23 protein-coding genes are annotated in these 23,943 nt (G+C 68.7%); 11 read left to right on the plus strand and 12 right to left on the minus strand.

What is annotated here, in order from left to right; all coding sequences use genetic code 11:
• Positions 1-54: 54 nt before the first annotated feature.
• The 4 genes from ACSHWB_RS00205 to ACSHWB_RS00220 form a co-directional block, all read right to left on the minus strand.
• Positions 55-573 (minus strand): ATP-binding protein, encoded by a 519-nt coding sequence (locus tag ACSHWB_RS00205; RefSeq protein WP_439660051.1) that lies wholly within the window; start codon positions 571-573, stop codon positions 55-57.
• Positions 574-652: 79 nt separating this feature from the next.
• Positions 653-1,198: a DUF742 domain-containing protein gene (locus ACSHWB_RS00210; RefSeq protein ID WP_439660052.1), complete on the minus strand. Its 546-nt coding sequence runs from the start codon at positions 1,196-1,198 to the stop codon at positions 653-655.
• A 3-nt stretch (positions 1,199-1,201) separates the two neighbouring features.
• On the minus strand, positions 1,202-1,621 hold the full coding sequence (locus ACSHWB_RS00215; protein WP_319971141.1) for a roadblock/LC7 domain-containing protein: 420 nt from the start codon (positions 1,619-1,621) through the stop codon (positions 1,202-1,204).
• The gene (locus ACSHWB_RS00220) at positions 1,618-4,239 is read right to left on the minus strand and encodes a nitrate- and nitrite sensing domain-containing protein (protein WP_439660053.1); all 2,622 of its coding nucleotides are present in this window, start codon (positions 4,237-4,239) and stop codon (positions 1,618-1,620) included. Before ACSHWB_RS00220 ends, ACSHWB_RS00215 begins: the two co-directional genes overlap by 4 nt.
• A gap of 333 nt (positions 4,240-4,572) precedes the next feature.
• Between ACSHWB_RS00220 and ACSHWB_RS00225 the strand changes: the two genes are divergently transcribed.
• Positions 4,573-4,983 (plus strand): DUF485 domain-containing protein, encoded by a 411-nt coding sequence (locus ACSHWB_RS00225; RefSeq protein ID WP_439660054.1) that lies wholly within the window; start codon positions 4,573-4,575, stop codon positions 4,981-4,983.
• On the plus strand, positions 4,980-6,557 hold the full coding sequence (locus ACSHWB_RS00230; RefSeq protein WP_439660055.1) for a solute symporter family protein: 1,578 nt from the start codon (positions 4,980-4,982) through the stop codon (positions 6,555-6,557). Before ACSHWB_RS00225 ends, ACSHWB_RS00230 begins: the two co-directional genes overlap by 4 nt.
• Here ACSHWB_RS00230 and ACSHWB_RS00235 read toward each other — a convergent pair.
• The 3 genes from ACSHWB_RS00235 to ACSHWB_RS00245 are packed head-to-tail and all read right to left on the minus strand — an operon-like array spanning position 6,543 to position 8,511.
• Positions 6,543-7,328 (minus strand): alpha/beta fold hydrolase, encoded by a 786-nt coding sequence (locus ACSHWB_RS00235; RefSeq protein ID WP_439660056.1) that lies wholly within the window; start codon positions 7,326-7,328, stop codon positions 6,543-6,545. The two genes, ACSHWB_RS00230 and ACSHWB_RS00235, sit on opposite strands and share 15 nt — an antisense overlap.
• A gap of 9 nt (positions 7,329-7,337) precedes the next feature.
• Entirely contained in the window at positions 7,338-8,186 is an 849-nt protein-coding gene (locus ACSHWB_RS00240; RefSeq protein WP_439664487.1) for a hypothetical protein, read from the minus strand.
• A 34-nt stretch (positions 8,187-8,220) separates the two neighbouring features.
• Positions 8,221-8,511 (minus strand): hypothetical protein, encoded by a 291-nt coding sequence (locus ACSHWB_RS00245; RefSeq protein ID WP_439660057.1) that lies wholly within the window; start codon positions 8,509-8,511, stop codon positions 8,221-8,223.
• A gap of 36 nt (positions 8,512-8,547) precedes the next feature.
• Here ACSHWB_RS00245 and ACSHWB_RS00250 point away from each other — a divergent pair, with 36 nt between their 5' ends.
• Positions 8,548-10,134 carry a DUF885 domain-containing protein gene (locus ACSHWB_RS00250; protein WP_439660058.1) on the plus strand — a complete coding sequence of 529 codons (1,587 nt, stop codon included), beginning with the start codon at positions 8,548-8,550 and terminating at the stop codon, positions 10,132-10,134.
• Here ACSHWB_RS00250 and ACSHWB_RS00255 read toward each other — a convergent pair.
• Positions 10,131-10,919, minus strand: a complete 789-nt coding sequence (locus ACSHWB_RS00255; protein ID WP_439660059.1) for a glycoside hydrolase family protein — start codon at positions 10,917-10,919, stop codon at positions 10,131-10,133. The genes ACSHWB_RS00250 and ACSHWB_RS00255 overlap by 4 nt on opposite strands.
• A gap of 175 nt (positions 10,920-11,094) precedes the next feature.
• Between ACSHWB_RS00255 and ACSHWB_RS00260 the strand changes: the two genes are divergently transcribed.
• Complete coding sequence (locus tag ACSHWB_RS00260; RefSeq protein ID WP_439660060.1) at positions 11,095-12,036, plus strand: quinone oxidoreductase family protein; 942 nt, start codon at positions 11,095-11,097, stop codon at positions 12,034-12,036.
• A 55-nt stretch (positions 12,037-12,091) separates the two neighbouring features.
• Here the strand turns inward: ACSHWB_RS00260 and ACSHWB_RS00265 are convergent, their stop codons facing one another.
• Positions 12,092-12,625, minus strand: coding sequence for an FKBP-type peptidyl-prolyl cis-trans isomerase (locus ACSHWB_RS00265; protein ID WP_439660061.1), 534 nt, complete (start codon positions 12,623-12,625; stop codon positions 12,092-12,094).
• A 396-nt stretch (positions 12,626-13,021) separates the two neighbouring features.
• On the opposite strand from ACSHWB_RS00265, the gene ACSHWB_RS00270 reads away from it, so the two are divergent.
• From ACSHWB_RS00270 to ACSHWB_RS00285, 4 genes are all read left to right on the plus strand, one after another.
• Entirely contained in the window at positions 13,022-13,960 is a 939-nt protein-coding gene (locus tag ACSHWB_RS00270; RefSeq protein WP_439664488.1) for a hypothetical protein, read from the plus strand.
• A 57-nt stretch (positions 13,961-14,017) separates the two neighbouring features.
• Positions 14,018-14,614 carry a hypothetical protein gene (locus ACSHWB_RS00275; RefSeq protein ID WP_439664489.1) on the plus strand — a complete coding sequence of 199 codons (597 nt, stop codon included), beginning with the start codon at positions 14,018-14,020 and terminating at the stop codon, positions 14,612-14,614.
• A 61-nt stretch (positions 14,615-14,675) separates the two neighbouring features.
• Entirely contained in the window at positions 14,676-15,326 is a 651-nt protein-coding gene (locus ACSHWB_RS00280) for an HD family phosphohydrolase (protein ID WP_439664490.1), read from the plus strand.
• Positions 15,290-15,652 (plus strand): hypothetical protein, encoded by a 363-nt coding sequence (locus ACSHWB_RS00285; RefSeq protein WP_439660062.1) that lies wholly within the window; start codon positions 15,290-15,292, stop codon positions 15,650-15,652. Before ACSHWB_RS00280 ends, ACSHWB_RS00285 begins: the two co-directional genes overlap by 37 nt.
• On the opposite strand, the gene ACSHWB_RS00290 is transcribed toward ACSHWB_RS00285, so the two are convergent.
• Genes ACSHWB_RS00290 through ACSHWB_RS00300 form a run of 3 tightly spaced genes read right to left on the minus strand, consistent with a single transcriptional unit; the run spans position 15,636 to position 18,848 of the window.
• Positions 15,636-15,884: a three-helix bundle dimerization domain-containing protein gene (locus tag ACSHWB_RS00290; protein ID WP_439660063.1), complete on the minus strand. Its 249-nt coding sequence runs from the start codon at positions 15,882-15,884 to the stop codon at positions 15,636-15,638. The two genes, ACSHWB_RS00285 and ACSHWB_RS00290, sit on opposite strands and share 17 nt — an antisense overlap.
• A gap of 32 nt (positions 15,885-15,916) precedes the next feature.
• A complete protein-coding gene (locus tag ACSHWB_RS00295) occupies positions 15,917-17,905 on the minus strand; it encodes a hypothetical protein (RefSeq protein WP_439660064.1) in 1,989 nt (662 codons plus the stop codon).
• Positions 17,906-17,927: 22 nt separating this feature from the next.
• Positions 17,928-18,848 carry a heme o synthase gene (locus ACSHWB_RS00300; RefSeq protein ID WP_439660065.1) on the minus strand — a complete coding sequence of 307 codons (921 nt, stop codon included), beginning with the start codon at positions 18,846-18,848 and terminating at the stop codon, positions 17,928-17,930.
• Positions 18,849-19,115: 267 nt separating this feature from the next.
• On the opposite strand from ACSHWB_RS00300, the gene tkt reads away from it, so the two are divergent.
• The 3 genes from tkt to ACSHWB_RS00315 are packed head-to-tail and all read left to right on the plus strand — an operon-like array spanning position 19,116 to position 23,929.
• On the plus strand, positions 19,116-21,200 hold the full coding sequence (gene tkt, locus ACSHWB_RS00305; RefSeq protein ID WP_439660066.1) for a transketolase: 2,085 nt from the start codon (positions 19,116-19,118) through the stop codon (positions 21,198-21,200).
• Positions 21,201-21,204: 4 nt separating this feature from the next.
• Positions 21,205-22,317 (plus strand): transaldolase, encoded by a 1,113-nt coding sequence (gene tal / locus ACSHWB_RS00310; RefSeq protein WP_439660067.1) that lies wholly within the window; start codon positions 21,205-21,207, stop codon positions 22,315-22,317.
• 25 nt (positions 22,318-22,342) lie between these two features.
• Positions 22,343-23,929: a glucose-6-phosphate isomerase gene (locus ACSHWB_RS00315; protein ID WP_439660068.1), complete on the plus strand. Its 1,587-nt coding sequence runs from the start codon at positions 22,343-22,345 to the stop codon at positions 23,927-23,929.
• Positions 23,930-23,943: the final 14 nt, after the last annotated feature.

Raw genomic sequence — 23,943 nt, forward strand, 5'->3', positions numbered from 1 at the left:
CAGTTGCCTGGGATCGAACAACCAGAAAGAGCGAGCGCTTGGAAAAGCCCCAAGTCAGCAGACGGACGGGAGCGGGGTCGTCTCGTCAGGCCCAGGCCGCCGGCGCCACCGGTCCAGCTTCGCGTGCTCGGTCAGCGAGATCAGCGTCTCGCGCACGGACATCCGCACGCGCGGGTCGCAGTTCACGACCGGCACGTCGGGCGAGATGCCCATGCCGCGGATGATCGCCTTCACGTCCGACCGGACGGACGCGTGCACGTTGTTCAGCGCCAGCACGTACGGGATGTTGTGGTCCTCGAAGTACCGCATCGCGTCCACGGAGTCCGCGGGACGCATCACGTCGAAGAGCACCACGGCACCCACGGCGCCGCGCACCACGTCGCCCCAGCCCGCGCGCGGGTCCTGCCACTGCGGGGCCACGAAGAGGTGCAGCGCCAGGCCGGGGTCGAGCCACACGCGGCCGAACTGGATGCGCACCAGTTCCGTCACGGCACCGGCGCGTTCCGGCGGGAGTGCGTTCATCGTCAGGAGATCGTTCTCCACGATGGACCTGATGAAGGTGCTCTTGCCCACGCCGAAGCCACCGGCGACGACAACCTTGGCCGAGGTCAGCTCCCGACCGGGCGGCCCAGGAGGGCCGAATTCGGGAAATCTAGAGCCGACGTAGTCCACTAAGCACTCTCTCCATCAACCCGAGGTCCGGCGTGTCACCGCCTGCGGAAGCGGTCTGGTGCACGTCCACCAGACCTCGTTCCGCCATGTCGCCGAGCAACACCTTCACGACTCCCAGCGGGAGACGCATCAGTGCGGCCACCTCCGCGACGGATCGCGGTGAGTGGCACAGCTCGACAACGCGTTGGTGCTCAGCCTGCAAGATACCTGCAGACTGCCGACTCTGATCATTGGCGGAGACAAGTGTCTCGATCTCGAGCTCGATGTTGGACCGAGTGCGCCCACCCGTCCAGGCATATGCACGAACGATCGAGGAGTCCTGAGCCTCCTGAATGGAGGACTCGAAGGCCCTGATGTCCTGCTGCGGTGCGACGGGAGTCGCCTCCCGCTCGGGCGGCCGGTCCGGCGTGCGCGCTCGCTTTCGGCCCGAGTCCAGGGAGAACCCGTTCATCAGGTCGGCGAACGTCTGCTCGGCGGCCGTCTCGGCCCGCTTTCGTCGTCGGTGCCCCTCAGCGGACGAACTCATGGATCACCTCACGCTGTGCAGCTGCGCTCGCAGTTCGGGGGTGAGGATCTGACCGACCTGCTCGACGACCACGGTCATCTCGTAGGCCACCTGGCCGACATCGCTGTCGGGCGCGGCGAGAACCGCCAGACAAGACCCGTCTCGAATGGACATGAGGAGCATGATCCCGTAGTCCATCTCGATCACGGTGCGCAACACTCCGCCACCTTCGAAGCAACGTGAAGCGCTCATCGTCAGTGCCGTGACGCCGGAGGAGATCGCGGCGAGCTGCTCTGCGCGGTCCGGTGGCAGACCGGTCGACTTGGTGAGCAGCAGGCCGTCCACCGAGATCACGATCGCGTGGGCGACACCGGCCACGCGATCGGTGAAGTTCGTGATCAACCAGCCGAACTGGTCGACCTGGCGCGACTGCGGCGTGCTCATGGCTTCTCCCCGTTGTACTGGCCGTTCCCCTGGCCTTTTCCACTCCCGTTGCTGCCGAGCGGCGCCTGTCGCAGGCCCGTCTGGTAGCTGGCGAGAAAGCCTCGTGCTCGTTCCGGATCGCGCTTCGGGCCCGCCGCGGGGCGTGTGCCGTTCTCGGGACGCTCCGCGAGGTCGGGGAGCAGGTTCTTACGCGGCGCCCGTTTCGGCAACCCGGCATCGGTCTCGCCGGCGTCCGTCGCGGGGTCGCCCGCCTGCTCCCAGACCGTGCCTCCCGGCTTCTTCCCGAACCAGGATGCCACTACCGACGGTGACGACGCGGGCGAGGGCCCGGGGTTGACCGCCGCCGAATGGTCACCGTTGACCGGTTCGCCCGACACCACGCTTCCCCTGAACCAGGAAGACGTCGTCTCACTCGGCGACTCCGCCGGCACGCCGTTGTGCGCGGCCGACGCGGGACGGGGCGTGCGCTGGGGCAGCGACTCGTCGATCGCGGCGCCGCGGAACGACGTCCACTCCGCCGACTCGCGCGGGCCGTCGATGGCCGGTGCGGGCGCTGGGGGTGGCGCCAGGTTCGGCGTCTTCACGACGACGTGCGGCGGCTTCGGGAGGGCAGGCTTCGGCTGCGGCAGCGCGGCGTGCCGCGGCTGGGACTGCACCGGGGCCGGCTCGTGCGAGCGGACGAGCTCCGAGGGCACGAGCACGAACGCCCGCAGGCCCTCGCGGCCCTCTCCCGCCCCGCGCAGCCGGACGGTGATGCCGTGGCGGCCCGCGAGCCTGCCGACGACGAACAGACCCATCTGCCGCGAGACCGGCACGTCCTCCTCGGTGCCGGTCGAGAGCCGCTCGTTGGCTTCGGTGAGCTCGGCAGGTCCCATGCCGATGCCCTGGTCGGCCACCTCGATCAGCACGGATCCCTGCTGGTCGAGCCGCGAGCCGATCACGACCTGGGTGGCGGGCGCGGAGAACGCGGTGGCGTTGTCCAGCAGCTCCGCGACGAGGCGGACGAGGTCGCTGGCCGCGTAGCCGACGATCTCGACCGACGGCGTCGACTTCACCACGACGCGCTGGTAGTGCTCGATCTCCGACGCGGCGGCGCGCAGCACGTCCGCGAGCGGCACGGGCTGGTGGAACCGGCGGGCGACGTCGGTGCCCGACAGCACCATCAGGTTCTCGTTGTTGCGGCGCATGCGCGTCGCGAGGTGGTCGAGCTTGAAGAGGTTCGCGAGCTGCTCGGGGTTCTCCTCGTGCCGCTCCAGCTCCTCCATGAGCTTGAGCTGGCGTTCGACGAGGCCCTGCGAGCGGCGTGACAGGTTGACGAAGATGTTCTTCATGCCCGACCGCAGCGACGACTGCTCGACCGCGGACCGGATGGCCTGCTCGTGCACGGCGTCGAACGCGCGCGCCAGCTGGCCGAACTCCTCCACGGAGTGCACGGGCACCGGTTCGATCGTGGTGTCCGGCGCGCGGTCCGCGCGGATGGCGGCGACGACCTCGGGGAGGTGGTGGTGCGCCACGTCGAGGGCGGAGCGCCGCAGCTCGGACAGCGAGCGCAGCAGGTAGCGGCCGATGACGAAGCCGAGCGTGCCGGCGATGAGCAGCATCGCGAGCAGGATGACCGCGGCGGCGCCCGCCTTGTTGGACGTGTCGTCCTGCAGTGCGGCGGAGGTGTTCGCGAGCTCGTCCTGCAGTTCGCGGACGACCTGTTCCATCAGCCGCGAGGTGGTGCCGGACGCCTTGTTCCAGTCGTCGACGGCGATGCCGAACTCCGGCGGCGGCTTGGGCTGGCCGGGGCGCGTCGCGGGCGGCGGGGTGCCTTCCGGCTGGGTGAGCGCGCGTTCGACGAGTGCGTTGCGGCTCGCCACGGCGGCACCGGTCACGGTCTGGTCGTAGGCGCGGCGCTGTTCGGTGGTGCCGATGGCCTGGAAGTCGTTCAGGCGGTCCTGCAACCGGATGTCGGACTGCTCCAGCGCGCGGACCTCGGGGCCGAGGAGCTTGCCGCGGCCGATCCCGGCCAGCACGAACGCGTGCTGCAGCGAGACCTGCTCCTGCGCGATGACCATGTTGTGCAGCGCCACCGCGGTGCCGGAGATGGCGTTGTCGGTGAACTGGCCGACGAGCGCCTGTTCGAAGTCCAGCAACGACTTCACGATCGCGGAGTAGCCGTAGGTGCCGCCGGACGGGTCGCCGCCGTCGCCGCCCTGCGAGACCTTCTCCCGCAGGTTCTTCAACGTCTCCAGCTGACCGCCGGCCTCGGCGAAGCGCTGGCGTGAGACGTCGCTGACACCGTCGGTGCGTTCGAGACGGCGGCGCACGGTCGAGACGGCGTTGTCGGTGGCGCGGATCTGGTTCTGATAGGCGCCGACACCGGAACCGCTGGTGGCGCTCTGCGCGGCGAGCGTGCGTTCCTGCTGGATGCTGGAGATCAATGGCGCGAGATCGGCCCTGAGCCGGACCAGGCCCTGCATCTGCACGTAGTTGTCGGACCGGTCGACGTATCCGGAGATCTGCAGTGCGCCCGCGCCGACGGCCACGGCCACCGGCACCACGAGCACGACGCCGAGCTTGACGGGCAGGCGCCAGTTGCGCCAGTCGCTGATCTTTCTCCACTCGACATTCACGAAATGATCCCCAAGGCGCGCTCGAAGTGCCCCACTATCGGCTACCTCCTGGCCTGGCGAATCCTCGCGAGTCGATGTCCCCGCAGCTCGATATCTCCGTCAGCCGTATCGGGTGTGAGCGGATAGTAGGCCAGAGAGCGTGACGCGACAACGACCTGGGGCGTGCACGATCGATCACCCACCGTGACTACCGACCTTTTGGGGTGGTCATGCGCGTTCCAGGGATTGACTCAACGCCCCGCGTGGTTACGCTTGCGCCCCCCACCCCCGGATCGGACGCGCTCTGTGCGCGGAGCCTCGCCGGGCACTCCCCGTAACGAATGCGAGCGGTTGATGACGAAGGCGCTGCCCTCCGTGTCACGCCCGGCCACCCCCGGTTTCGCGACCTTTGAAGAGCCTGCTCACTCATTGCTTATCGATGGTGACGGTGAGCCTGATTTCGATGCCATCCAAACGAGTGAGGATTTCCTCGACCTGAAGCGCCGGGTCAAGCGATTTATTCTCCCGGCAACACTGGTGTTCCTCGCTTGGTACGTCACGTTCGTATTGCTTTCTGCTTACGCCGCCGACTTCATGAGCACTCCGCTGTTCGGAACAGTGAACGTCGGCTTGACGATGGGATTCCTCCAGATCGTCACCACCATCATCATCACAATGGCGTACGCGCGTTACTCCAAGCGGAAGCTCGACCCTCAGGTCGACAAGGTGCGCGCGCTCGTGGAAACCGACGAGGAGCTCGCGTGACCGGGGCGAACACCGCGATCAACCTGTCCGTCTTCGGCATCTTCGTGCTGCTGACGCTCTACATCGTCTACCGGGCGTCTTCGCGGAACGTCAGCGCGTCGGACTACTACGCGGCGGGCAGCAGTTTCACGGGCACCCAGAACGGCATCGCGCTCTCCGGTGACTTCCTGTCCGCGGCGTCGTTCCTGGGCATCTCCGGTGCGATCGCCGTGAACGGCTACGACGGTTTCATGTACTCGATCGGGTGGGTGGTCGCCTGGCTGATCGGCCTGATGCTCATCTCCGAACGGCTGCGCAACACCGGCCGTTTCACCATGGGCGACGTGATGGCGTTCCGCATGCGCCAGCGCCCCGTGCGCGCGGCCGCGGCGAACGCGACCCTGGTCATCTCGATCTTCTACATGATCGCGCAGATGGCGGGCGCCGGCGGCCTGATGGCGCTGCTCCTGGACGTGCACAGCAAGATCGGCCAGGCCATCATCATCGCGGTCGTCGGCATCGTGATGGTGCTGTACGTGCTGGTGGGCGGCATGAAGGGCACCACGTGGGTGCAGATCATCAAGGCCGTGCTGCTGATTCTGTCCGTGTCGCTGCTGACCATCTTCCTGATCGGCAAGTTCGGCTTCGACTTCTCCTCGATGCTCGACCGCGCGACGCAGCGCTCGCCGCTGGGCGAGGCCGTGCTGTCGCCGGGCGTGAAGTACGGCGCCACGGACCTGTCCAAGATCGACTTCATCTCTCTCGCGCTTGCCCTGGTTCTGGGAACCGCATCTCTCCCCCACGTGCTGATGCGCTTCTACACGGTGCCGAACGCCCGCGAGGCGCGTAAGTCCGTGGTGTGGGCGACGTGGATGATGGCGATCTTCTACTCGTGCACGCTGGTCATCGGCTTCGGCGCGATGGCCCTGGTGGGCACGGACAAGATCACCGGCGCACCCGGCGGCGAAAATTCCGCGGCGCCGCTGCTGGCGTTCCAGGTCGGTGGAACCGTGCTGCTCGGCATCGTGTGCGCCGTGGCGTTCGCCACGATCCTCGCCGTGGTCGCGGGCCTGACGCTGACGGCGTCGGCCTCGTTCGCGCACGACGTCTACGCGAACGTCATCAAGCACGGCGAAGCCGACCCGCGCGACGAGGTGAAGGTCGCGCGCATCACCGCGGTCTGCGTCGGCGTGCTGGCGATCGTCGGCGGCATCGCGGCGAACGGCCAGAACGTTGCCTTCTTGGTCGCGCTGGCGTTCGCGCTGGCTGCCTCCGCGAACCTGCCGACGCTGCTGTACTCGTTGTTCTGGAAGAGGTTCAACACCCGCGGCACGTTGTGGAGCATCTACGGCGGTCTCACGTCGTGCGTGCTGCTGATCGTGTTCTCCCCCGCGATCTCCGGCTCGAAGTCGTCGGTCTTTCCGGACGCCGACTTCGCGTTCTTCCCGCTGTCGAACCCCGGCATCGTGTCGATCCCGCTGTCGTTCCTGGCCGGGTTCCTCGGCACGGTCCTCGGTGGCGAGAAGGCGGACCCGGCCAAGCAGGCGGAGATGGAGGTGCGCGGACTGACCGGGATCGGCTCAGGTCTGCGCTAGCAGTTCCTCCACCGCGCGGTTGAACACCTCGGGGCGTTCCAGGTTCGGCATGTGGGCGGCACCGTCGACCACGACCAGCGTCGAACCTGGCACGCGCTCGCTCATGTACTCGGCGTCCTTCACCGGCGTGTACTCGTCGTCGCTGCCCACGATCACCAGCGTGGGCACGGTGATCGTGGTGAGGGTCTCGCTGTAGTCGGGCCGTTCGGCGCGTCCCCTCAGCGCCGCCGCGGCACCTTCCGGCGGGGCGTTGTGCATGAGGCCCGCGACGAACTCGCCGGCCTCGGGGTTGTGCGGCGCCACCATCTTCCACTGGACCTCGGTGGCGTAGCCGCCCATGCCCTCGCGCAGCAGCCGGTCGGCCATGTCGTTGCGGTGGCGGCGACCTTCCTCGGTCTCCGCCTGCGCGAAGGTGTCGGCGAGGATCAGTCCGCGCAGGCGTTCGGGGAACGTCCGCGCGCACTCCATGACGATCTGCCCGCCCATCGACAGGCCGCCGAGCACGAACCGCTCGATCCCGAGGTGGTCGAGCAGGCCCGCGATGTCGGCCGCGAAGACGTCCAAGGGCGTGATGCCCGGCACGACCGTGGTCTCGCCGTAGCCGCGCAGGTCGGCGGCGATCACCCGGTGGCCCCTGGCGCTGAAGTGCTCGACCTGCGGCCGCCACATCGTGCGGTCGAAGGGATGGCCGTGCACCAGCACCAGCACGTCGTCGCCGGTGCCTTCGTCGTCGTAGCCGATGTTGATGCCGTTGACGTTCGCGGTGGTCATGATCCGACCCTAGCCGCGGGACGCCGCTTCCTGGATGACCTTGCTGAACCGGGACGCGGCCTCGTCGGTCGTGAGCTTGAAGCCCAGCGACGGCTCGGTCAGCTCCAGTTCGAGCAGCAGCGGTTCGCCGTCGGCGCCCTCGACGACGTCCACGCGGGCGTAGAGGAAGTCGCTGCGCCGCAACGAGAGCAGCTCCGCGGCCACGTCGAGCACCTGCTCGGCGAGCGCGACCTGACCGGGCGACGGCTCGATGCTGCCCAGCCGCTCCTCGACGTAGAGGCCGGACTCCGCCTCTGCCAGGCCCTGCGCCAGCATCGGTCCTTTGTGGAACGAGTGGGAGTACTCGCCCGCGAAGAACACCAGCGCGGTCTCGCCATTCTCGTCCACAGTGGACTGGTAGGGCTGCACCAGCGCCTTGACGCCCAGTGCGGTGAGGTGTGCGCGGGCCGCGGCGTGGTCGGTGAACCGGCCGGCACCGCGCGAACCCGCGCCGACCGCCGGCTTCACCACGAACTCGCCATCCGGAAATGCGGGGTCCTCCCCCGGCTGCACCACGGTGGTCGGCACGACGGGGACGCCGTGGGCGGCGAGCTCGGCCATGTACGACTTGTCGATGTTCCAGCGCACCACCGGCAGCGGGTTCGCGAGCCCCGGCACGCTCTCGCACCAGGTCAGGAACTCGGCCAGGTGGTCGGGGTAGTCCCAGGTCGTGCGCAGGACCACGAGGTCGGCCTCGACGGCACCGCCCCACGGCTGCCACTCGACGTCGACGCCGTCGCGCCGGAGGGCGGCGACCAGCGACTCCTCGTCGCCGTCGCCGAACGGCAGGCGGTCGCACGAAGCGAGCACGACCTTCATGACCGCGGCCGATCGCACGAGGTGAGCACAGCCGTCATGACTGCATCTTGGCCATCTTGCGGCGGTGGGCGGAACCGATCTTGGTGGCGCCGGTGGTCTCGCGGTCCCATTCGGCCTGCTCGACGCCGGTGGCTGCCTCGACGGCCTTGACGGCGGACTCGACGTCCGCGGTCATCACGTCGCCCATGGCGCCATCGGCGCCGACCAGCACGATCCGCGCGCCGGCCCGGCCGATCGGCTCGACTACCGCCCTGACCGCCGTGTCCGGCTTGCCGTGGGCCTTCACGAACTCGGCGATGCGCTTCTGCGTGGTTTGATCAGACACCCTCACACTCTAAAACCAGCGAGTAGCTTCGGTCGGGTGACCACCGACACGCTCACGTCATTCCTCTCGTGGTACTTCGACCACCACCCGGCCCATGCCGCCGGTGTCGGCTCGCTGGAGCACTACTCCACCTTCGGGGACTTCTCCGCCGCGGCGTTCGAGCAGCGGGCCAGGGAGAGGGAGACCTGGCTGGCACGGCTGGAGGCGTTGCCCACGTCGGTGGACCGCGATCTCGCCGTGTCGGTGCTGCGCGGGGCCTCGGCGATGGAGGCGTGGCCGGGCTGGCGGCGCGACCCGCACGAGTACACCGGGATCATCTTCTTCGGGCTGCTGGGCCCGTTCCTGCACGGGTTGCTGCCCGAGGCCGACCTCGTCACGTCGACCGTCGCCAAGCTGCGCGAGGTGCCGTCGGTGCTCGCCGCCGCCGAGGCGAACCTCGACGCGTCGCTGACGTCGTCGCTGGTCGTGCTGCGCACGCTCGGCCAGGTGCGGACGGGCCGCGCGTTCCTGCTGGACCAGCTGCCGCAGCAGGTGTCGTCACCGGGGCTGCGCGCGACGCTGGCCGAGGCCGCCGGTCCCGCCGCCGACGCGTTCGACCGGCACGCCGCGTTCCTGGAGGACCTCGCCGTGCGGGCCGCGGGCGACTGGCGGATGGGCGAGAAGCTCTACTCGACCGTGTTGCAGGACAAGGAACTGCTGGGTTACGGGGCGCCGGAGCTGCACCAGCGCGGGCAGGACGCCTACGCGGAGCTGGAGGCGGAGCTGGTCGAGCTGGCGGGGTCGCCGGACTGGCGCGCGGTGATGAGCTCGCTGCAGGACGACCACCCGCCGACCATGGAGGCGATGCGCGCCGAGTACGAGGCGGAGACCTCACGGGCGCGCGCCGCGTTGATCGAGCACTCGCTGGTGACGATGCCCGAGGGCGAGGACTGCCAGGTGGTCGAGTCGCCGCCGTTCCAGCGGGCGCTCATGTCGGTCGCGAGCTACCTCGGGCCGCCGTCGCTCACCTCGAAGCGGACCGGGTTCTTCTTCGTGCCGTTCACGCCCGACGGGGCGTCCGACGAGCAGGTCGCGCAACGCCTGCGCACCAACTCGCGCTCGCAGCTGCCGACGATCTCGGTGCACGAGGCCTACCCCGGCCACCACTGGCACTCGGCGTGGCTGGCGGCGCAGGGCCCCGCGCACCCGCTGCGGAAGGTGTTCCGGACGTCGTACTTCTCCGAGGGCTGGGCGCTGTACTCGGAGAAGCTGCTGCGCTCGGTCGGCTACTACACCACCCAGGGCGCGCTGATGAGCCACGTCGAGGCACGCCTGTTCCGCGCGGCGCGGATGATCGTCGACACGGCACTGCACTGCGGCGACATGACGCCGGCCGAGGCCGAGGCGTTCATGGTGGCGCGCACGGCTTTGACGCCGGGCACCGCGGCGGGCGAGGTGAAGCGGTACTGCGCGTGGCCGACGCAGGCGCCGTCCTATCTGACCGGGGCGCTGGAGATCGACCTGATCCGCGACGAGTACCTGACGGCGGGACTGGGTTCGCTGCGCGACTTCCACGACCGGATCGCGGGGTCCGGCGCGCTGCCGCTGGGGCTCGCGCGCCGGGTGGCCCTGGGTGAGGACTAGGCCGGTTTGTAGGCGTTGCCGGCCGCGGTGAGCGCGGTGCCGGTGGACAGTCCGGTCGGACTGGTCTTGGTGGACAACGTGAACCACGCGTACCGCTCCACGAAGGACAGTCCGTTGAGCATCCTGGTCGACGCGGTGATGAACGCGGTCTGCTGTTGCTGGCTCGGGTAGACCGCGCGGCCGGAACGCCAGTCGATCAGCGCGTACTCGGTCAGCCAGATCGGCTTCTGGTAACGGTTGTAGACGTTGCGCAGGTACGACTCCAGGTGTCCTGTGGCCGCGGAGGAGAAGTCCTGGCCGTACCAGTGGATCGGGATGAAGTCGACGCGGAGGTTGCGCGCCTTCGCCCCGGCCATGAACCTGTCGAGCCAGCCGCCGGCGACGTCACCGCCGAAGGCGACACCGGGGGCGCCGAGCCGCAGTCCGGTGCTTTGCAGGCGTGGCCACAGGTCCAGCGCGCGTTCGACGGTCATGTTCGCCTGGCCCGCCATGTCGGGTTCGTTGAACCCCAGCAACTGCTTGCCGTTGGCCTTCGCCTTGTTCAGCTCGGCGTCGGTGACGCTGGCCGCGCCCCAGATCATCGGGACGAACTCGGCGTTGCTCTGGATCCCGCGCCGGTCAGAGGCCCAGGTGTAGTACCAGCGGGCGTCCAGCGCGGTCATGGCGGCGCCGGCCGGTCCTGGGTCGTCGGCCGCGTTCACGCCCTTCTTGGCGGAGGCGGCGTGGGATGGAAGCGCTCCCACCAGTAGCAGCAATGCGATCAGCAGCAGGGATGTTTTTCGCATGGACCGGTCATATCAGGGCCGAGTGCCGACTGTCACCGTGGTAGTACCGAACGTAGCGCCAGCGGGACGAATCGGATGCCGCCATGCTGGGACCGCGGTGGTTCCCATTCGGTGGAACCGGGAACATCGTGGTCGCGACCGGGGTTGAGCGGGTTGAGTCGATCAAGGAGGACAGATGCCCAAGGCAGTGGTGGTGCGTTCGGCCGGTGGACCGGAGGTGCTGGAGCACACGGACGTGCCCTCGCCCGTGCCCGGTGACGGCGAGCTGCTGGTGAAGGTGGCCGCGGCGGGCGTCAACTACATCGACACGTACCAGCGCAGCGGCCAGTACCCGCTGCCGCTGCCCACCACCCTGGGCCTCGAGGGCGCCGGCGAGGTCGTCACCAGCAACTCCCCCGACTTCGCCGCCGGCGACAAGGTCGCGTGGATGGGCGTGCTGGGCAGCTACGCCTCCGAGGTCGTCGTGCCCGCCGCCTCGGCCGTGCGGGTGCCGGACGGGCTGGACGTCGAGCTGGCCGCGGCGAGCCTGCTGCAGGGCATCACCGCGCACTACCTGATCCACTCGACGTACGTCGTGAAGGAAGGCGACCGGGTGCTGGTGCACGCGGCGGCCGGTGGTGTCGGGTTGCTGCTGACGCAGTGGGTGAAGTCGAAGGGCGCCACCGTCATCGCCACGGTGTCGACCGACGAGAAGGAGGCGCTGGCACGGGAGGCCGGTGCCGAGCAGGTGCTGCGGTACGGGGACTTCGCCTCGCAGATCGAGAAGGTCGACGTCGTGTACGACGGGGTCGGCGCCGACACGTTCGACCAGTCGCTCGCCTCGCTGAAGCCGCGCGGGATGCTGGCGCTGTTCGGGGCGTCGTCGGGACCGGTGCCCCCGGTGGACCCGCAGCGGCTCAACGCGGCCGGGTCCGTGTACCTGACGCGGCCGTCGACCGGTGCCTACCTGCTGGACCGCGCGGAGCTCGACTGGCGGGCCGCCGACCTGTTCGGGGCGATCGCGTCCGGCACGCTGAACATCCGGATCGGCGGGCGGTACAAACTGGAGGAGGCGGCGCAGGCGCACACCGACCTGCAGTCGCGCAGGACGACGGGCAAGCTGCTGCTCCTGCCGTAAGAGCAAAGAAAACGGCCCCTCGATGCTTGCCGAGGGGCCGTTTTCGCGTTCGGGATCAGGCGGCGGGGGTGACCTTCACGCCGTCGATGACGAACACGAGCGTCTCGTTCGCCTTGATGCCCTGGCCGCCGGGGCCGTACCCCTTGGCGGGCGGCACGATCAGCAGGCGGCGGCCGTTCTCCTTGAGGCCGATGATGCCCTCGTTCCAGCCGTCGATGACCTGCGCCTGGCCGACGTTCTCGACGGCGAACGGCTCGCCGCGCTTGAAGGAGCTGTCGAGCACCTTCTTGTCGGAGAACGTCGTGAGCTGGTAGTTGACGGTGGCCGTCGAGCCCGCCTTCACCTCGGCGCCGGTGCCGGGCACCAGGTCCTTGATGAGGAGCTCCTCGGTGGGCTTGCAGCTCGGGATCTCGACCGCCGGGGCCGCACCGAAGGCGCCGGTAACCTTGAAGTCGTCGACCTTGCAGGGGTTCGTGGGCGTCGCCGCCGACGACGATCCGCCGGCGGAGGGCTGGGCCGAACCGGCGCAGCCGGCGAGGCCGGTGGCCGCCGCGAGCGCCACGGAAGCGATGAGCAGGACGTTACGCATGGTGGGTGAGAGTATTCGGACAGGTGTGAGCGGCGTGTAGCAGCCCGCGCGGCCGCCTGGCCCATGCCACCCGGCATGGGTACATGTGGGTGGGCCGGTCACCCTCATCCGACCCGATCGGGGTCCGCGGCGACGGGGCGTCACCGAGGCGCACGGATGCGGTCCGGCCACTGGGCTCAAAGGCGCTTATTCCGGTCCGGAATGTCGCACGAATAGCAGCTTCCTTATCTTTTGACCGACGCGTACAGTAACTCCTCGCACTTGATCGGACACCGAGCGCATTCGTCCGTTCGGGTAGCGGCCGATCTGGTGACCCAGGAGGTGGAACACGTGTCCGCGGAGGCCGGAGGCATCCGCAGCAACCTGATCCAGGAGTTGTTCTGGACTCGGACCGGGTTGCTCCTCCTCATACTCGTCGTGACGTCGGGTGCGTCGCTGGCCATTTCCAGTCAAATGGATTCCGGGGCACCGAGAAACCTGCTGACGGCACTGGGTACGGGCACTCTCATTTCCGCGGTGGTGAGCTTCACCCAGACGTTGATCACGTCGAAAGCGGCGCAGAAGGCGCTTCTCGCGCCGGTCATCGAGGAGAGCCGCAAGGCCCTGATAGAGCTCACCCAGGAGTACCGGGCACTCGATCGGGAGTTCTTCCCCAGCCACGTGTTCGAGCCGACGGCCACGCCGGACCCTGTGTTCAACCAGCTCATGATGCAGGACCTGGAACGGACGCGGCTATACTGCTTCCGCGGGTTCGCGGGCCGGTACGCGGCGGGAAGAGTGCTGCTCAGCCAGACGGAGTGCGAGCTCAGGGCCGTGCTGGCCGATCCGCGCGACGACAACGCGATCAGCGGGCGCGCGCGGTACCTGCTGCGCAACGAGGGCGCGGACGGCGACTACGACGAGATCCAGCAACGGCTCAAGGAACAGATCGGCATAGGTCTCGTCGGGCTCTTCGCCGCGCGCAGCCGCTGTTCCCGGATCGACGTCACCATCGTTTCGGATCCGCCACTCGACCGGCTCGAGCTGTTCGACGACTCGGCGTGGCTCACGCTCTACAGCAACACAGCGGGAGTGCTCAGGCAGTATCCGCGCACGCTCAGGTTCACTGAGAGTTCGTTCCTTTACGCGATGGAACGCGCGGAGTTCCTGCGCATCTGCAATTCCAAGGCCGGCTACCACTTCGCCATCACGCCAGCGACTACTCGCGACGACTTCCTGGCGCTGTTCGAGAAGATCACCGGCGACACACTCGCCAAAGACGGCTTCACGGAACTCGAAGGCAAGTTCCACGCATTCCGTCGCGAATTCTCCGCATCTGCTCAGTTGAGGAGCTGATCGATCTTGCTAGCCGAGTTCACCGGGTTGTCCGCGCTCGAGGAGCTCGCCGCCCGGATGAAGCGTGCCGAATTCCCCTTGGTCGACCACTGGGCCGATGTCGGCATGTGGTTCACCGACTGGGCGGCCCGCCCCGAGCTGCGCAAAGAGCTTCGCGCCCACATCGACGGGCTCACTCCCCAGGAGGCGACCTGGGTGATCGCGCATTCGCGCGAGACGACAACGCATTTCGCCTGGTGTCTGAGGGACGAAGCGGACGAACCGTTCACGTTCTGGTTGCACGAGTACAAGCCGCTGAACGACTGGCGGGCCGGATACGCCGACTCCGTGCACAACCACCGCTACCACTTCTGCACGACGATCCTGAGCGGCGCCTACCTGCACGAACGTTTTGACGCCCGGCTCGGCGTCGGCGGCCGCACGGTCGTCGGCACAGAACTCACCAATCGCACGCAATGTCCCGAGGGCACCACCGGCACGATGCTCGCGCACGAGTTCCACCGCATCCCACGGGCGGCGGACGGGACCATGACGTTCCTGGTCAAGTCGCGTGCGGTGAACCCGTGGAGCTTGAGCTACGACCCGGACACCGGGGTCAGCCACCGGCACGTGCCCGTGGAGGACCGGCTGGAGGATCTGACGAACCACCTGTAAAGCCCCGCCGACGCCGCTGCGGCACGCCTACCATCAGCCCACCTTGTCAGGAGGGCTGATGATGCGTACGCGCACGATGATCCCGAGGTCGGTCATAGCGGACGTGGAGCAGCGCGTGAAGCGGCTGTGCGAGGACCTGGCCGCGAAGCTGCAGTTCCACGGCTGGCACCACGTGAGCTTCGTACGGGACAAGTCCGTGCACTTCGCCGAACGCAACGGCGCCGCACGGGACGTGGTGGAGGTCGCCGCACTGGTGCACGACCTGAACTACATGGTCCGCCGCAACTCGCTGCCCACGGACGGCGCGGCGCTGCGCCGGAAGATCCTCTTCATCGCCGGTGTCTCGCTGGGCGACATCGAGTGGATCGAGCGGATCGTCGTCGAGGCCGAGATGCGCACCCGCTCCCGCGACATCTCCCTGGAGGCGCAGGCGCTGTCCGACGCGGACACCCTGTTCAAGGCGCTGCCGGTCACGCCGGTCGTCCTGGCGCACAAGTACCTCCAGGAGAACGGCATCACGTTGCGCGAGCTCGCGCACAAGATCGTGGGCGAGCAGGTGGGCAAAGCCGACGAGGGCTACTACTTTTACGACTCGGAGGCCGCCGCGACCTACACCAGGTGGGCCGAGACGAACCTCCAGCTGTGGAAGTGCATCGTTGAGTCCCTCGACGACCCGTGCGTCGAGGACCTGCTGACCAAGGTGGCGTCCTGAGCACGTTCTTCGTCGAAAACGGCACGGAGTCGGTCGCTGCCGGCGACTACGACCCGCGCGAAGCCGTCGTCGTGTGGCATGAGGTGTTCAACGAGGTGTGGGCACCTCTGCCCGATGACAACGTTGTCGCACTCCCTGCTGCGCTCGTGGCGCAGCTCGTCAAAGCCGATCCGGCACGCATGCACGACGTCGCGCTGTCGTGGGCGCCTCTCGTCGACATGGACTTCCACGCCGCGTTCGCGCACCTCAGCGAGTTGTCGAGGCTTGCGCGCACGGCCGTGAGCCGCGCCGAGACCGTTTACCTGCGGGTCAACGAGCAGGCGTGAGGCCCGCGGTCTGCTGCTGAGGCATCGTGACCCCGATGGCGGTGAACGCGAGTTCGCGGGCCGCGCGGCGTGCGGTGAGCACGGCGAGATGAGTGCCCACGGTCGCGGTGCGACACAGTTCCTCGTGCGTGGCGGCAGCGACCTCGCGGATCACCTCGTCCGGCACCCGGTCACCGAAGGCCTCGGTCAGTTCCGCGACGGCCTGACGGATCTGGGCTTGCGAGTTCAGCATGCCGAGGTAAACGACCAGCCGCCGTCCGCGGTTCAGCGAACCCGGAGATCCGCACTTCCGTGCAACGCGTAGGCGAGCCCCATCACGTTGCCACGGCTGAGCATCTCCCAGCGCATCTGCCGCAGCGCGTCCCCGGCACTGAGCCCGGCGGCCAGCCGCGCGAGCACCATGCCCGTCGCCCAGCCCGCCATGTCCTGCGGCACGGCCACCTCGGGGCTGATCACGCCCGACGCGCCGTGCTCGACGAACGAGTGCACCAGCTCGGCCATCGGTGATGTCCCCACGACCAACGGCTTGCGCACGGGCCAATGCGGACGCGGCCACACTCCCTCGCGGTCCCACCGAGCGATCTCCTCGGCGTCGAGGAACCCCTCGCGGAAGTGCAGGTGCACGACGTCCATCGACTCATCGGCCAGCACCCGCCCCAGTTCGGACGGCGTGACATAGGCCGATGTCACGGACTCCGGCGAGATCTGCGACATCAGTTCCGTGACGTGCCGCTCGGTCAGCCCCCGGTCCATCCCCGCGTCGACCGCCATCGACACCTCGAACGGCCACGGGCGCGGCGAGATGCGCGTCACCAGCGGACCGGCCGGGTGCTCCAGCACGCTCGACAGACCCCAGAAACCGAAGGGGCACAACACGTTCCCGCTGTGATCGGCGACAGGGCAGTGCGCGGGCACCTCTCCCCCTGCACCGAACGGCCCGAACTGCCCGACCGACGCGCACAACCGGTGCGGCCCGTCCGTGAACGGCAGGTCGTAGATCATCGGCCACGGCACGGACCCCGCCCCCGAGGCGGCCGCCACCATCAGACCGGCCGGACGACCCGTCACCCGTGCCGCCCGCCGGACGGCGTCGGCCGGCCCGAGCTCGCCGAACAGCCGCGCGTACATCGCCCAACCCTGCCGGGCGAGGAACGCGAGATCCGCGCAGTAGGCCGGGAAGTCCTTGCCGTACCAGGGATCGAGCGCGGACAGCCGCGGCAGCGTCACCGAGCAGCCCGCCAGGCTGACCCACGACGGCACCCCGCCCGCCGCGACCAGCGCCCGGTCGCCGAGCACCAGGATCGACGCCGCCCGCGACGACGTGGGCGCGAGATCGCCGAACGTCCGGGAGAGCTTCAGGCGCGGCACCGACCGGGGCTCGCCCGCGCCGACCGACAGCACGACCTGCTGGACGAGCACCGGCACGACACCGTGGTAGACGACCAGCTCGCCGGTCCACGGCACGGCGGCGTACGGCGTGGTGACCTCGAAGCTCACCCACGAGCTGGGCCCGTCGGCGGGCAGCACGAACGACTCGGCCTGCACCGGCCGGCCCGGCATGCTCAGCACGGCCCGCAGCTCCAGGTCCGCCGGCAGCACCGTGCCGTGCGCACCGACGCGCGCCCACACCTCGTAGTTCGCGCCGGGCCGCAACGCCCCCGCGATGCCCTCGGTCGCACCGGGGTGCGCGACCAGCACGGTGACCGCGCGGTCGGGGACCACCGGCGGCGCGGGCAGGGCGGTGTAGGTCATCGCCCCTCGCCGTTCCAGCTCCCGGAACTGCCAGAGGACGTCCTCGACCCGTGCCTCACCGGGTCCGCGCGGCTGGGCGAGCACGACGTGCGGTGCGCTCCAGCCCATCAGCACCGAGGAAGCGTCCACACCGGACACCCACGTGTGCACGGCGGTGAACAGCACGACCGGCCTGCCCAGCCCGCGCAGCGACGCGACCACCGGCGCCGAGTCCCAGGACCGCGTGTCGTGCAGCGCCACCACGTCGCCGGGCACGTCCGAGAGCGACGGCAGCGCGGAGGCCGACGGGAAGTGCCGCAGGTCGAGCACCGCGAACCGCAGCACCCGCACCTCGGTCGTGACCACGGCCGAGCCGGCGGCCCCGACTGCGAGCCCCTGGCTGACCTGCGCCCAGCCGCCCGGATCGGTGATCACGACCAGCGAGGACGCGGGCGTCACGGCCGCGACGAAGTCCAGTGGTGAACCTTCACCACCGGTGACGGTGAACTCAACGGGCGCCACAGCCGTACGACTGGAGGTGCAGCTAGAACGGCCAGCCAAGCACCGGCAACCCGACCACGGCGTCCACGGCGAGACCGCAGAACACGAGCATCAGGTAGAGGTTCGACATGTGGAAGAACTTCATGGTGTTCGTGGACCCGCCGCGGCGAACAACGTTGTGCAACTTGTGCGCGAAGACGGCGAACCACACGCCCGACACCGCCGCGATCGCCACGTAGATCCACGAGGTGACAGGAGCGAGGGCGAGGGTGCAGACGACGGTGATCCAGCTGTAGATCACGATCTGCCGCGTCACCTGCTGAGCTGTCGCCACCACGGGCAGCATGGGCACGCCTGCTCGGGCGTAGTCCTCCTTGAACTTCATCGCGAGCGCCCAGGTGTGCGGCGGCGTCCAGAAGAAGATCACGCCGAACATGACCAGCGCCGGCCACTCGACGGTGCCCGTCACCGCGCTCCAGCCGATGATCACCGGCATGCAGCCCGCCATGCCGCCCCAGATGATGTTCTGGGAGGTGCGGCGCTTGAGCACGAGCGTGTAGACGAAGATGTAGAAGAGGATCGTCGCCACCGCGAACGCGGCCGACATCAGGTTGACGAAGATCCACAGGAAAGCGAACGAGACGATTCCGAGCACGACGCCGAAGATCAGGGCGTTGCGCGGCGGAATGGCGTTGTGGGCGAGCGGGCGGGCCGCCGTGCGCTTCATGACCGAGTCGATGTCGGCGTCGACGAAGCAGTTGAGGGCATTTGCCGACCCCGCGGCGAGGGTGCCGCCGGTGAGGGTGCAGGCGATGAGCCACAGGGGCGGCAGGCCGTGCTGGGCCAGCAGCATCGCGGGGATCGTGGTGATCAGCAGGAGCTCGATGACCCGCGGCTTGGTGAGCGCCACGTAAGCGCCAACAACCTGGCGAGGCGACCTGGGGGCCTCGAGGACGGCACTCATCGCGGGAACGCTCCTCGTGTTGAGACAGGTGTGAAATCCAGCGACTGATGGTAACCGCGCAAAGAATTCACAGCCCGTTCGGGTGCTGGTGTGCCCCGGCACACACGTGCCTGGGACCTTTCAGAGCAACATCTGAATCTCTCAGGACTAGGCTGGCCGGAGGACGTGGGAGAGAAGCGGGTCAGGCCGTTCGGGATCGATTCACGACTGTGTTCGATCGCTTGGGTCTCGCCCCGCACGAGACGACAAGTTTGGAGCTGTAAGTCCGTGACCGTCACCGACGACATCACCCGGCTCACCAAGGCCGATCTGCCTGACGACTGGACCGAGCTCGACAAGCGCGCCGTGGACACCGCGCGCGTGCTCGCGGCGGACGCCGTGCAGAACGTCGGCAACGGCCATCCCGGCACCGCGATGAGCCTGGCGCCGCTCGCGTACACGTTGTTCCAGCGCGTGCTGCGGCACGACCCCGCGGACGCGGACTGGATCGGCCGCGACCGGTTCGTGCTCTCCGCGGGGCACTCCAGCCTGACGCTGTACGTGCAGCTGTTCCTGTCCGGTTACGGCCTGGAGCTCGACGACCTCAAGTCCCTGCGCAAGTGGGGCTCGAAGACGCCGGGTCACCCCGAGCACGGTCACACCAGGGGCGTCGAGATCACGACCGGCCCGCTGGGCTCCGGTCTGGCCTCCGCCGTCGGCATGGCCATGGCCGCCCGCCGCGAGCGCGGCCTGTTCGACCCGGACGCCGCGCAGGGCGCCAGCCCGTTCGACCACCACATCTACGTGATCGCCTCCGACGGTGACATCGAGGAGGGCGTCACCTCCGAGGCCTCGTCGCTCGCGGGCACGCAGCAGCTGGGCAACCTGGTCGTCTTCTACGACGACAACAAGATCTCCATCGAGGACGACACGACGATCGCGCTGTCCGAGGACACCGCGAAGCGCTACGAGGCCTACGGCTGGCACGTCCAGGTCGTCGAGTCCGGCGAGAACGTCAAGGGCATCCTCGAGGCCGTCGAGAAGGCCAAGGCCGTCACCGACAAGCCGTCGTTCATCCTGCTGCGCACGATCATCGGCTACCCGGCGCCGAACAAGCAGAACACCGGTGCCGCGCACGGCGCCGCGCTGGGCGTCGACGAGGTCAAGGCCACCAAGCAGATCCTCGGCTTCGACCCCGAGCAGACCTTCGAGGTCGCCGACGAGGTCCTGGCGCACGCCCGCGAGGTCGTGAAGCGCGGCGAGCACGCCAAGGCCGAGTGGCAGAAGTCGTTCGACGCGTGGGCGTCCGCCAACGCCGAGAACAAGAAGCTGCTGGACCGCCTCGTCGCCCGCGAGCTGCCAGAGGGCTGGGACGCCGACCTGCCGGTCTACCCGGTGGACGCGAAGGGCGTGCCGACCCGCAAGGCCTCCGGTGAGGTCATCAACGCGCTCGCCAAGCACCTGCCCGAGCTGTGGGGCGGTTCGGCCGACCTGGCCGAGTCGAACCTGACGACGATCAAGGGCGCCAAGTCCTTCGGTCCGCCGTCGATCTCCACGGGCATGTGGAACGCCGACCCGTACGGCCGCGTGCTGCACTTCGGTGTCCGCGAGCACGCGATGGGCGCGATCCTCAACGGCATCGCCCTGCACGGCCCGACCCGCCCGTTCGGTGGCACGTTCCTCGTGTTCTCCGACTACATGCGCCCGTCGGTGCGTCTGGCCGCGATCATGCAGGCCGCCGTGACGTACGTGTGGACGCACGACTCCATCGGCCTGGGCGAGGACGGCCCGACGCACCAGCCGATCGAGCACCTCGCCGCCCTGCGCGCGATCCCGGACTTCACCGTGATCCGTCCCGGTGACGCGAACGAGACCGCGTACGCGTGGAAGGCCACCATCGAGCAGCTCGGCCCGGTCGGCTTCGCGCTGAGCCGGCAGAACCTGCCGACGCTGGAGGGCACCTCCGCCGAGGGCGTCAAGCGCGGTGGTTACGTGCTCTTCGGTGACGAGAACCCCGAGATCGTGATCATCGGCACAGGCTCTGAGCTGCAGGTCGCCGCCGAGGCCGGGAAGGCCCTGCAGGCCGACGGCGTTGCAGTGCGTGTGGTGTCGATGCCGTCGATCGAGTGGTTCGAGAAGCAGGACGCCGAGTACCGCGAGTCGGTCATCCCGTCGGCGGTCAAGGCGCGCGTCGCGGTCGAGGCCGGCATCGCGCAGCCGTGGTACCGCTACGTCGGCGACAACGGCGAGATCGTCTCGATCGAGCACTTCGGTGCCTCGGCCGACTACCAGGTCCTGTTCAAGGAGTTCGGCTTCACGACCGAGAACGTCGTGGCCGCCGCCCGCCGTTCCCTTGACCGAGTGAGGGGTTAATCCAGTGAGCAAGCCCAACCTCGACGCCCTGTCCGGCGCCGGAGTTTCCATCTGGCTCGACGACCTGTCCCGTGAGCGGCTCACCAGCGGCAACCTGGACGAGCTGATCCGCGACTGGAACGTCGTCGGTGTCACGACGAACCCGACGATCTTCGCGGGAGCGCTCTCGAAGGGCGAGTCCTACGACGAGCAGGTCCGCGAGCTCGCGAACCGCGGTGCCGACACCGAGGCGACCATCCGCGAGGTCACCACGACGGACGTGCGCAACGCGTGCGACAAGTTCCGCGACATCTACAACTCGACCGGTGGTGTGGACGGCCGCGTCTCCATCGAGGTCGACCCGCGCCTGGCGTTCGACACGGACAAGACCGTGGCCGAGGCGCAGGACCTGTGGAAGACCGTGGACCGGCCGAACCTGCTGGTGAAGATCCCGGCCACCGAGGCGGGTCTGCCGGCGATCACCAAGACGATCGCCGAGGGCATCAGCGTCAACGTCACGCTGATCTTCTCCGTCGAGCGGTACGAGAAGGTCATGGAGGCCTACGTCGCCGGTCTCGAGCAGGCCAAGGCCAACGGCCACGACCTGCGCTCGATCCACTCGGTCGCGTCCTTCTTCGTGTCCCGGGTGGACACCGAGATCGACAAGCGGCTCGACAAGATCGGCACGGACGAGGCGAAGGCGCTGAAGGGCAAGGCCGCCCTGGCCAACGCCTGGATCGCCTACGGAGCGTTCGAGAAGACGTTCCAGGGCGAGCGCTGGGAGGCCCTCAAGGCGGACGGCGCGAACGCGCAGCGTCCACTGTGGGCGTCGACCGGCGTGAAGGACCCGAGCTACTCCCCCACCCTCTACGTCGACCAGCTCGTCGTCGCCGGCGTCGTCAACACGATGCCCGAGAAGACGCTGCACGCCGTCGCCGACGGGGGCAAGATCACCGGTGACACGGTCACCGGGCGCGCCGCTGAGGGCCAGGAGGTCTTCGACAAGCTCGCCGCCGTGGGAATCGACCTTCAGGACGTGTTCGTGGTCCTGGAGACCGAAGGCGTCGAGAAGTTCGAGAAGTCCTGGGAAGAGTTGCTCGAGACGGTGACGAACCAACTGGCTCAACTGAAGGGCTGATCACGAAGTGACCTCCGTCGAAATCGTGAGGTCACCGAACGCCGACCAGGTCAGCATCATCGCTGCTGACCTGGTCGCGGATTCGGTGCCGAGCAAGCTGACCGCGCAGGACCCGACCCTGTGGGGGCCGGAAGCCGAGTCCGAGGCGAGCATCCGCCTCTCCTGGACGACGTTGCACGAGACGTCCCGTGCATTGCTCCCCGATCTCGTGGCGCTGCGCGCCGATCTGCACGCCGAGGGCGTCGACCGCGTCGTTCTCGCCGGAATGGGTGGCTCGTCGCTGGCCCCCGAGGTGATCACGCGGACCGCGGGCGTCCCGCTGGTCGTGCTGGACACCACCGATCCCGCCCAGGTCGCCGACGCTCTCGCCGGTGATCTCGAGCGCACGGTGATCGTGGTGTCGTCCAAGTCCGGTGGAACCGTCGAGACCGACAGCCACCGGCGCATCTTCGAGAAGGCTTTCACCGACGCGGGCATCGACGCCGCGTCGCGCATCGTGGTGGTCACCGACCCCGGCTCGCCGCTGCAGAAGGCGTCCGAGGAGGCGGGCTACCGCAAGGTGTTCCTGGCCGACCCGAACGTCGGTGGCCGGTACTCGGCGCTGACCGCGTTCGGCCTGGTGCCGTCCTACCTGGCCGGTGCGGACGTCGAGGCCCTGCTCGACGACGCGGCCGAGGTCGCGAAGGTCGTGTCGCAGGACTCGGTGGAGAACCCCGCGGTGATCCTGGCCGGAGTCTTCGGCGCCGCGCACGCGCACGGAGCCGAGAAGATCATCTTCGCGGACACCGGGTCCGGCATCGTGGGCTTCGGCGACTGGGCCGAGCAGCTCATCGCCGAGTCGACGGGCAAGAACGGCACCGGCCTGCTGCCGGTCGTCGTCGAGGGCCCCGGCGCTCCCGGCTTCGTGGACGCACGAACGGATGCCACGACCGTCGCGATCGGACCGGCCACCGGGTCGGCGAACATCGCGGTCGAGGGCAAGCTCGGCGCGCAGTTCCTGCTGTGGGAGTACGCGACCGCGCTCGTGGGCAGGGTGCTCGGCATCAACCCGTTCGACCAGCCCGACGTCGAGGCCGCGAAGAAGGCCTCCCGCGCGCTGCTCGACGCGCCGGCCGTCGCCGCGACCGTACCGTCCTTTGTGGACGGCCCGGTCGAGGGACACGGCACGGACTGGGCACCGCGCAAGGTCACCACGGTCGCGGAAGCGCTTGCGGCGATCGTTGAAGTGGCGCCCGACCACGGCTACATCTCCGTTCAGGCGTACTTGGACAGGATCGACGACGCGTCGTTCGAGCTGCTCCGTGCGGAGATCGCGAAGAGGACGCACCTGCAGACCACGTTCGGCTGGGGTCCGCGCTTCCTGCACTCGACCGGCCAGTACCACAAGGGCGGTCACCAGAACGGCGTGTTCATCCAGATCACCGGCGAGTCCGGTGACGACCTGGAGGTGCCCGGCCGTCCCTACACGCTGGCGCAGCTGCAGCTCGCGCAGGCGCTCGGCGACGGTCAGGTCCTGGCCGAACACGGTCGCCCGGTGCTGCGTCTTCACCTCGAGGACCGCATCGCCGGCTTGGCCCAGCTCGTCGAGGCAGTCCAGGAGGACGGCTCGTGACCACATCCGCCAAG

Source organism: Lentzea sp. HUAS TT2 (genome assembly GCF_051853195.1).
Classification (GTDB): Bacteria; Actinomycetota; Actinomycetes; order Mycobacteriales; family Pseudonocardiaceae; genus Lentzea.